Origin of the sequence: Peribacillus sp. Bi96 (genome assembly GCF_918698115.1) — a bacterium.
GTDB lineage: Bacteria > Bacillota > Bacilli > Bacillales > DSM-1321 > Peribacillus.
Window position 1 is genome coordinate 221,062 of sequence record NZ_CAKKLV010000007.1, and the last position, 8,540, is coordinate 229,601.

An 8,540-nucleotide genomic window follows, 5' to 3' on the forward strand; every position below is an offset into this window, starting at 1 on the left:
TGTTGCGATGTTCTATGTTATGTAGTCAATATCTTCGTAATACTTGATATTAATCCGATGGAGAATAGCAGAAGGTAAGCGACAAAAAAGAAGGCGAAGTTCACTCTCCAAAAACCCTTTAATACCTTATGGAAAATGATTTCTCCTTTCACCTTGTAATGGACAAGGACCACAACGAAGGCGTTGATGAGCATGATCAGCATGATCACCCAAAGAATATGCTTATCCCAAATTGTAATAATTAAATAATGGACGGATAATACGAAAAACAGCGTACTCATGTCCATCGCAAATTGAACGGAGCGCCTGTGGTTTCCGGTAAATTTTTTGGCACTTACAAAAAAAAGTATATACCCTACAAAAGGCAAGGTAATAAATATCGCGGCAAGACTTGAAACAACGTTCGGCACACTCTCATCCCCCCTGAGACTCTTTTCCTTTGACCATCATATATAGGGAAGACGTCAGGCAATCACTTTTCCCTTTACGCTTTGCCTCCGAGAGGATATGACCCAAAATAGCATCAATTTCCGTTTCACGGCCGTTTTCTAGATCTTTAAGCATAGACGATCGGTTTCCCGCTGTCGCCATACAAACGGATTTTACATGTTCAAATGACTCCGTTTTATTCCGCAATTCCAAAATACCGGAGATTTCTTCAAAAAGAGCTTGAAACAACCGATAATAAAAGGCGTTAGTGATTAAACCGCCATTTTCCACATTAAGTATCGCTGTTAATGGATTTATTACTGCATTAACGACAAGCTTACCAATCAGCATCGAGTGATAGTCCTCACTCTTAGTAAAAGGAAATTGAGCAATATCTTCATTCAATAACGTGAGTTGATCAAGATCCCCTTTAAAGGAAGCGATCCTTGTAATGCCAGGTCCCGTATGCTCCACGGTATTCCTGTCATGCCTCAATGCCCCATGCTCCACTACCCCCACATAGATGGCTGGAGATTGCAGCTGTTTCAAATAAGAAATATGCCCGTATCCGTTCTGCAAGAATAGCAATGGGACCTGAATACTCTTGATTGCAGGCAATAATTCTGGCAGATGATATTGTTTAACTGTCGTTATAAGTAGATCCTGATCCGTAATCCCCTCATCCAAGCCCTTCGAAATGATGCCGGAAAACACTCGGCTTTCACCATTCTCAATAAGACGGATACCAGCACTATTGATGATGGAGGCCTGTTTTGCAGTGCGAGTATAAAGCGTCACTCTATGTTTTCCACTCAAACGGGACGCAAACAGCAACCCGATGGCCCCTCCTCCAATGATTCCAATTCTCATAATACCCTTCCTTACTTTTCGAAATATATTTACTATTCTAACACATTATCTTTTTTATCCTGCATCATTTTTCACAGCCTCACTTTCATAAAACCGGCTAAATTAGCATAAATGAAACAGCCCAACAATAAAATTCAATGGAAAGTATTATAAATACGCCATTGAAGATATATTTCCTTCTTTAAGGTAAAATTTAATGGTATATTAGATACGAAAAGCTTAGCCATTTTTAGACTTTATAGGATCAAAAGATACCTCCAATCTCAACCGACGAGTAATCGAAGGAATAGGACGGAGGATAAAAGGCTGTAAGCATTTAGTCAGCAAGGGTGAATCGATCGATGTCATGCTAGATTTTGCCTTAAGCTGGGTTCCACATGGTAGCGATCAGTGGGATGGACTTTAGATGGGGACTATCACAAGAGGTTTATCAGAATTAAGGGGGAGCTTTTTTATGGAATACAAGGTGGAAAGATTACTTGTGAATTTTAAAACGCTTGAGGAATTCAAAAAATTCAAAGAATACGGGATCCAGGAACTTTCAATGCTAGATGATCTAGAGGGTAACATCATTGAAAATGACAGCCAATCACCTTTTTACGGAATCTTTTATGGCGACAAACTTGTAGCCCGGATGAGCCTGTATAAAAGAAGCGCTAAATTTGACCAGTATTTTGACAATTCGAGGGACTTCCTTGTTCTTTGGAAACTTGAAGTCCTGCCTAACTATCAGAAAAAAGGCTACGGAAAAGCATTAGTCGAATTCGCCAAAAGCCAAAAGATGCCTATCAAAACCAACCCAAGAGTTCATTCACAAGACTTTTGGAAAAAGATGGGGTTCTCTGCTGTATCCTACGATATGGAAAGGGACCTTGGAGAAAACCCGCTGATTTGGAGCCCATTTGACAAACAAGAAGATATAGAAATAGATACACAAGACTAAGAAATTAAAGAAAATGCGGGCGGATTTTTCCACCCGTATTTTTTATTTATTGACCCTCTCTAAATTACCATTCTTATCCATTTGGAAACTCACTTTCGGATTCGTCTTTTCGTCTTCTTGTACACTAAGCTTTCTCGCCCGCTCCATAATTTGCATTAACGCACGATAATCCTCCTCAACCGCTTTCAGGTTTTCTTTTAACAAGGCATTTTCTTCCTGCAATCGGACATTTTGCTGTTCTAGAAATAGGTACTGCTCAGAAATCCGTTCTTTTTCCTTATTATCAACCTGGAAGAACTCATCCATTTTAGTTAAATATAATATGACTTCCTGAAGGGTAATAGATTCTTTTTCTTCTTCCTGCGGCGCTTTTGGTTCAATAGTGTTATTTTCGACCACTGCAACGGATTCCCTTTCCATTTCAGCATCATTGACTACCTGTTCTTTCCTTTGTTTTTTTGCCAGCTCGATCCCTGATTTATATTGCTTTCTTACAAAAGAATTCCAACGAAATCCACAAGCAGCAGATGTTCTCGATAACTGCTTCCCTACTTCTTCAAAAGCCTTTAATTGTGTACTGCCCTCTCGTATATGCCTTAGCACCACTTCAGCCAACAACAAATCCTCATCCTGAGTCCATGCATCTTGTCTCGCAATCGACATCTCTCTACCTCCCAGCAAGTTTTAATTCATAATATGCACATGCTAGGAAAGATAGAAGAATATAGAGCGTGTAATATTTATTTTTTCTTAGTTAAAAAACGATTGACTGCGGCATGATGGGCATCACTCGCCCACAGTTTAGCACATTCCCTGATTTCCGCATCCATTCTTCCTTTAAGCCCGCTAGCCTGCCATTTATTGACCAACAATTTTTTGTAAGCGATCAATACCCCTGTCTCATGGCGAAGGAAATCTTCTGCGAACCTTTCCCATCCATCACTGCCCTCTCCGACTATCTCATCTACGAAACCAATTTCCACGGCTTCCTCTGCTTTATGTATTTTCGCATCCATTAATAGCTTTAGCGCTTTTTGCTCTGGTATTTTTTCAAGTAAAAGTGAAGCACCGCCCCAACCTGTCGTGATTCCTAGAGTTCCTTGTACAAAACCTAGCTTAACTCCGCTTTTCGCTAACCTGAAATCACAAGCTGTAGCTATTTCGCATCCCCCGCCGATTGCGCTTCCATTGATAAGCGCTAGTGTTGGTTTTGGAAAAACTGCTAGTGTATAAAGAATTTCGCCCATTTTCGATAACATACCAAAGGCCTCTTCTTCTGTATACAGATCATGAAATTCACTCAAATCCCCACCAGAGCAGAATGCCTCGGCCCCCACTCCTGTAAGGACTAGCAACTTCACTTCGTCATCGATTGCCGCTTCCGACAAAATCGTCTCAAGTTCGTCCATCAATTGATAATTCACAGCATTCCTTTTCTCCGGTCTATTAAATTGGACCTTCATGAAACCGCGTATATCCGTTTCAACCTTAATCATCTGATTCACGTAAGCACCTTCCCCGAAATTCTCATTAAACTTGAACAATTCCAAATATTGCGCCAAATTAACTTGTAAAAAAAGCACAGAGAAAAAATCTCTGCGCTTTGATTAGCGTGTTGCATCAAGAAAGCAAAGCTTTCAAGTAGGTCAAGAAATTATTTTGCGACAACTTCTTTTCCTTTATATGTTCCACATTCTTTACACACGTGATGTGAAAGAGTCATTCCACCACAGCTCGGGCATTCTACCATACCAGGTACTTGAAGCTTGAAGTGTGTACGACGTTTTCTTTTTACAGTTTTCGACGTTCTTCTAAAAGGTACAGCCATTATTCCCACCTCCTTAAAAAATATAAAAAAGCTGGAAAAATCGGATTAACGATTTTTCGTTCCAATCAAGATTCTTTATTGTTGTCAAAAAAGTCGGCAAGCTTTGCAAATCTCGGATCAACCTTATGCTCATTTTCTTCGACAGAAATAACAGCCCAGTCTTTCCCAGATCGAGGAGCAGCTTCGTTCGAATCGACATCCTCACAAAAAACCTGCATCGGAATTTCTAGCAATAAATTTTCTTTAATTACCGGTATAAGGTCTACAACGTCACCTTCCACAACAGTGACATCATCTCCGTAGAAATCAGTGCCATCTGCCTTTAAAAGAAAGGTTTCCTTTGTATCAATATCAATCGGATATTTAACGTCTACCAGTGTACGGGAGCAAGGTAATGTTAATTCACCAGTAAGATGCAAGTGAAAAGTAATCTCGGTCGAGTTGATATCAGCTCTTCCTGCTACTCTAATCGGAGAAACGTCGCGTATTTGCGGGTCTCTTTCTCTAATGTCCAAGACATCCACCAGCTCATCAAACCGTAAATCTTTGTCCCGAATTTTTTGAAGTTGACTAATCGTCCATTTCAAATGAAATCACCTCAAGGCAACAAAAATAATTATAGCTTTCAATTATAAGTTTGTCAATATTTTTTCTTTACACTATAATGTAGTCATCCTAACAGATTATTCAAGATTATGATTCATTTCAAACAAAAAATCACGACGAATCATTATAGTAATTTTACTTGAAATACTATTTTAGCACTAAGTTGGAAAAATACAAAGTTTTTCTCTGAGGTGATCGAATGAAGGCTTGCGGTTTAGTAGTCGAATATAACCCTTTTCATAATGGACATGTTTTACATGCAAGAGAAAGTAGAGAAAAAACGGGGGCGGATGTCGTGGTGGCGGTTATGAGCGGGCCCTTTTTACAGCGCGGCGAACCTGCTATCGTCAGCAAGTGGGCACGTACTGAAATGGCATTAAATGGCGGCATCGACCTTGTTATCGAGCTTCCTTATGCTTTTGCAACGCAGAAGGCGGAGATATTTGCAAATGGATCCATTTCTCTTTTGGAATCCCTTGGGTGTGACTCATTTTGCTTTGGAAGTGAGGATGGCAGAATTGAACCATTCATCACAGCCCATAAAACCCTTTCGGATAATTCGGCCGCATTCGATGCAGCCATTAAATCGGCGATGGACGCTGGGAATAGTTATCCGGCAAGTGCAGCCCAGGCCTATCAATCGATCATCAAAAGTGATCTGGCCCTGGATTTGACGAAGCCTAATAATATTCTTGGAAAGGAATATGTAAGTGCAGCCCTTTCAAATGGCTATTCCATTCGCCCTTACACGATTCAAAGGGTTTCTGCCGGATACCATGAAACAAAGTTATCCAATGATCGTATTGCCAGTGCAACGGGTATACGAAAAGCCATCCATGAACAAAACCAGGAATTAGATCCTGTTTCCAGTTATGTTCCTCAACCGACAATGAATGGACTAAAGCAATACTTAGCGCACTACCATTCCTTACATGACTGGGAAATGTATTGGCCTATGTTAAAATACCGAATTCTCTCGTCTTCTTTAAACGAATTGGCAGGGATATACGAAATCGAGGAGGGCATTGAGTATCGAATAAAGGAGATGGCCAAACAATCTTCGAACTTCACTGGATTCATGAACGCACTTAAAACAAAGCGCTACACATGGACCCGACTCCAGAGGATGTGTGTCCATATATTGTCCCATACATTAAAGGAACAAATGAAACATAATGAGCATCCAGCCTATATCAGGCTTCTTGGCATGACTCGCAGGGGGCAGGAATATCTTCGTACCGTCAAAAAAGGCTTACCGATCCCGCTCATCTCTAAGCTTTCTTCCTATCAGGAGCAGGACATTGAAAACGACTTACGAGCGGCACAGGTGTATGCATTGGGCTTATCCGAACCATATCAAGCAGCCTTGATGAAACGGGAATATGCAGCCCCCATCATTATTGAGTGAATCGCTTTCAGCCTGGCATATTGCTTATAAAAAAGAAATTTCATCAAAAAAAAAGCGCAAACAGATGACTGTCCGCGCTTTTTTTCATTTTTCTTTTCCTTTTAGTTTCGATAGATAGGCTAATGCATCCTCAAAGTTATCAACTGGAACGATCTTCATGTCCGTTTCAATGTCTTTTGCAGCTATGAGTGCGTCTTCATAATTGGAACCATCTGCTCCGTTTTCATTTGGGGCAAAGAAGATTTCGGCTCCAGATTTATCGGCTGCCACTATTTTCTGTTGAATCCCGCCAATTGGACCTACTGTCCCATCATCCGACATCGTTCCTGTACCCGCTATATCGTATCCTTTTGTAAGATCCCCTTTTGTCAACTGATTATATATTTCCAAAGAAAACATTAAACCAGCAGAAGGACCGCCTATTTGTTCTGAATCTATGGCAATCGCCGGTTTTGTAGTCACTTTTCGATTATCATCTAGTGAAATGCCTATCCCAACCCTATTTGGGTCTTCTTTAAAAGGCTGTAATGAAAGAACGGCTGTTTTCTCCGTCTCCTCCCGCTTATAGACTATTTTGACTTCATCTCCAGCTTTTTTTCCGTTAATGTAGTCCATGAATTCTTGTGCAGACTTGAATTTAACATCATCGACCTGAATGATTTGGTCGCCCGCTTTCAGCTCTTCGGCTGCCGGCATTCCTTTAAGCACGTCCAAAACATATACACCCAAGTATTCATATTCGACTTCTTTCCCTGCTTTTTCATAGGCTATCTGAATGGCATTATTTTTAGAACCATCCATTAAGTGCAGCTGCCTGACGTTATATTCTTCATCTGTTTCATCTTCGCTTCGAATGGAGGTTTCCGGATATAGCTCTTGATATTTGCTCCACTTCGCCAGCATATAGGAATAAATATTCGCCCGGCCCATCCTTACAGTGGTTAACATAAAGCTACCTTCAGCTTCATCACCTCCGGACACCTCTATGATTGGCTCTAATTCCTTAGCCATTCCTGGTTTTGATACATAAAAAGGTAGGGAATAAAGGGCTGATGCTATGAGAAGTATAGCGACCACCAGGAAAGTGCGTACATACATTTTACGGCTCATCTTCAAAGGACTCCTTCCAAGTAACAATGCTTTGCTTAATTTGATCTATCTTTCCCCTTGCTGCTTCTTCTCCAATACTAATTATTTCCTGTACATTTGTAAATGATTTCGAGCTGTATTTCTCAACCCTGGGACGTATCATGACGTCTGAAGCAAACTCCCGGCTTTTAACCAGCTCCATTTGCAGGATATCGAGGCTTTGCATGATAACATCATAGATGGAGTTTATCTCCATATCTTGTTTCACATGGGCGACATCCACACCAATAATGATGTCTGCTCCCATATCCTTCGCGACAGATACAGGAACCCTGTCAACGACTCCGCCATCAACCAGCATTCGATTTCCAATTTTTTCGGGAATGAAAATTCCGGGAATGGAAATGCTTGCCCTTACAGCTGGGGCGATGGGTCCTTCCTGAAAAATGACCTTTTCCCCCGTTTTTATATCAGTGGCGACAACTGCTACAGGAATATCTAGTTCTTCAAATGTCTTACCATATGTAAATACCCTGATTAATTCCTTAGTACGTTTACCTGAAATGAAGCCCATTTTAGGAATCGTAAAGTCTAAATAATACTTTCGTTTAAATGCACGGGACAACTTATATAGCCTTTCAATATCCGAACCCGCTCCATAAAAGGCAGCAACCATCGCCCCCATGCTGGTCCCAGCAATCATATCTATCGGAATTCCTTCTTGCTGCAATACCTTTATCACCCCAATATGTGCAAACCCCCTAGCTCCTCCTGACCCAAGTGCAAGCCCGACCTTTGGTTTCGACAAAGATATCCCCCCTCGCATACATGATAAAAATATTGAAATAACACTCATTCAAAGTTATGGTCTTAAACGGATTTATAGAAGCATATTATTTATATTGACAGTGATACAAGCATTGCGGAAAAAGTCTATGTACCTGTGTGCTTGTTTAAAAAAAATCGCATTGTACGATCATCCTCATTTATACATGTCATTACAATTCATATTCCATTACGCACCTTACTTTTTTAAGAAAAGGAAGTTCTTATCATATCTTTATTATATACGAAACGAACTGCCCTTATTTAGTAACCTTCAAGAGGAGGCTGAATTTTGCTTATATCAAAATCTAAAACAGTATTGTTAGCCACCTCCGTCACGATGATGGCAATTGGCTTGATCATCTTCCCCCAAGAATCTTTTGAAGCTTCCAAAGGTGGACTGAATATGTGGTGGAAAATTGTTTTTCCTTCACTTCTGCCATTCTTGATTTTCTCGGAGTTATTGATCAGTTTTGGGGTTGTCAGGTTCATCGGCGTCATGCTCGAACCATTTATGCGTCCATTATTTCGGGTACCTGGGG

General features: G+C 40.6%; 10 protein-coding genes and 1 pseudogene. 3 read left to right on the forward strand and 8 right to left on the reverse strand.

Translation table 11 applies throughout. The features are described from left to right. Positions 1–17 precede the first annotated feature (17 nt). Positions 18–410, reverse strand: a complete 393-nt coding sequence (locus LQ203_RS11740; protein WP_230158246.1) for a DUF3397 domain-containing protein — start codon at positions 408–410, stop codon at positions 18–20. Positions 411–414: 4 nt separating this feature from the next. After that, positions 415–1,299 carry a 2-dehydropantoate 2-reductase gene (locus tag LQ203_RS11745; RefSeq protein ID WP_230158247.1) on the reverse strand — a complete coding sequence of 295 codons (885 nt, stop codon included), beginning with the start codon at positions 1,297–1,299 and terminating at the stop codon, positions 415–417. 454 nt (positions 1,300–1,753) lie between these two features. Between LQ203_RS11745 and LQ203_RS11750 the strand changes: the two genes are divergently transcribed. After that, positions 1,754–2,242, forward strand: coding sequence for an N-acetyltransferase (locus LQ203_RS11750; protein ID WP_230158248.1), 489 nt, complete (start codon positions 1,754–1,756; stop codon positions 2,240–2,242). A 42-nt stretch (positions 2,243–2,284) separates the two neighbouring features. On the opposite strand, the gene LQ203_RS11755 is transcribed toward LQ203_RS11750, so the two are convergent. The 4 genes from LQ203_RS11755 to LQ203_RS11770 form a co-directional block, all read right to left on the reverse strand. Further along, positions 2,285–2,905 (reverse strand): RsfA family transcriptional regulator, encoded by a 621-nt coding sequence (locus LQ203_RS11755; RefSeq protein ID WP_230158249.1) that lies wholly within the window; start codon positions 2,903–2,905, stop codon positions 2,285–2,287. A 77-nt stretch (positions 2,906–2,982) separates the two neighbouring features. Continuing rightward, on the reverse strand, positions 2,983–3,738 hold the full coding sequence (locus tag LQ203_RS11760; protein ID WP_230158297.1) for an enoyl-CoA hydratase/isomerase family protein: 756 nt from the start codon (positions 3,736–3,738) through the stop codon (positions 2,983–2,985). Positions 3,739–3,896: 158 nt separating this feature from the next. Beyond that, entirely contained in the window at positions 3,897–4,070 is a 174-nt protein-coding gene (rpmF, locus tag LQ203_RS11765) for a 50S ribosomal protein L32 (RefSeq protein ID WP_034313929.1), read from the reverse strand. A 65-nt stretch (positions 4,071–4,135) separates the two neighbouring features. Next, entirely contained in the window at positions 4,136–4,657 is a 522-nt protein-coding gene (locus LQ203_RS11770; RefSeq protein WP_230158250.1) for a DUF177 domain-containing protein, read from the reverse strand. A gap of 218 nt (positions 4,658–4,875) precedes the next feature. Between LQ203_RS11770 and LQ203_RS11775 the strand changes: the two genes are divergently transcribed. Then, positions 4,876–6,084 (forward strand): nucleotidyltransferase, encoded by a 1,209-nt coding sequence (locus LQ203_RS11775; protein ID WP_230158251.1) that lies wholly within the window; start codon positions 4,876–4,878, stop codon positions 6,082–6,084. An 84-nt stretch (positions 6,085–6,168) separates the two neighbouring features. Here the strand turns inward: LQ203_RS11775 and LQ203_RS11780 are convergent, their stop codons facing one another. Together LQ203_RS11780 and LQ203_RS11785 are read right to left on the reverse strand one after the other, a co-directional pair. Then, positions 6,169–7,194 carry a SepM family pheromone-processing serine protease gene (locus LQ203_RS11780; RefSeq protein ID WP_230158252.1) on the reverse strand — a complete coding sequence of 342 codons (1,026 nt, stop codon included), beginning with the start codon at positions 7,192–7,194 and terminating at the stop codon, positions 6,169–6,171. After that, positions 7,184–7,981, reverse strand: a complete 798-nt coding sequence (locus LQ203_RS11785; protein ID WP_230158253.1) for a patatin-like phospholipase family protein — start codon at positions 7,979–7,981, stop codon at positions 7,184–7,186. The genes LQ203_RS11780 and LQ203_RS11785 overlap by 11 nt, the downstream gene beginning before the upstream one ends. Positions 7,982–8,290: 309 nt before the next feature. Between LQ203_RS11785 and LQ203_RS11790 the strand changes: the two are divergent. Continuing rightward, positions 8,291–8,540 (forward strand): annotated as a pseudogene (locus LQ203_RS11790) (sporulation integral membrane protein YlbJ); the annotation flags it as partial.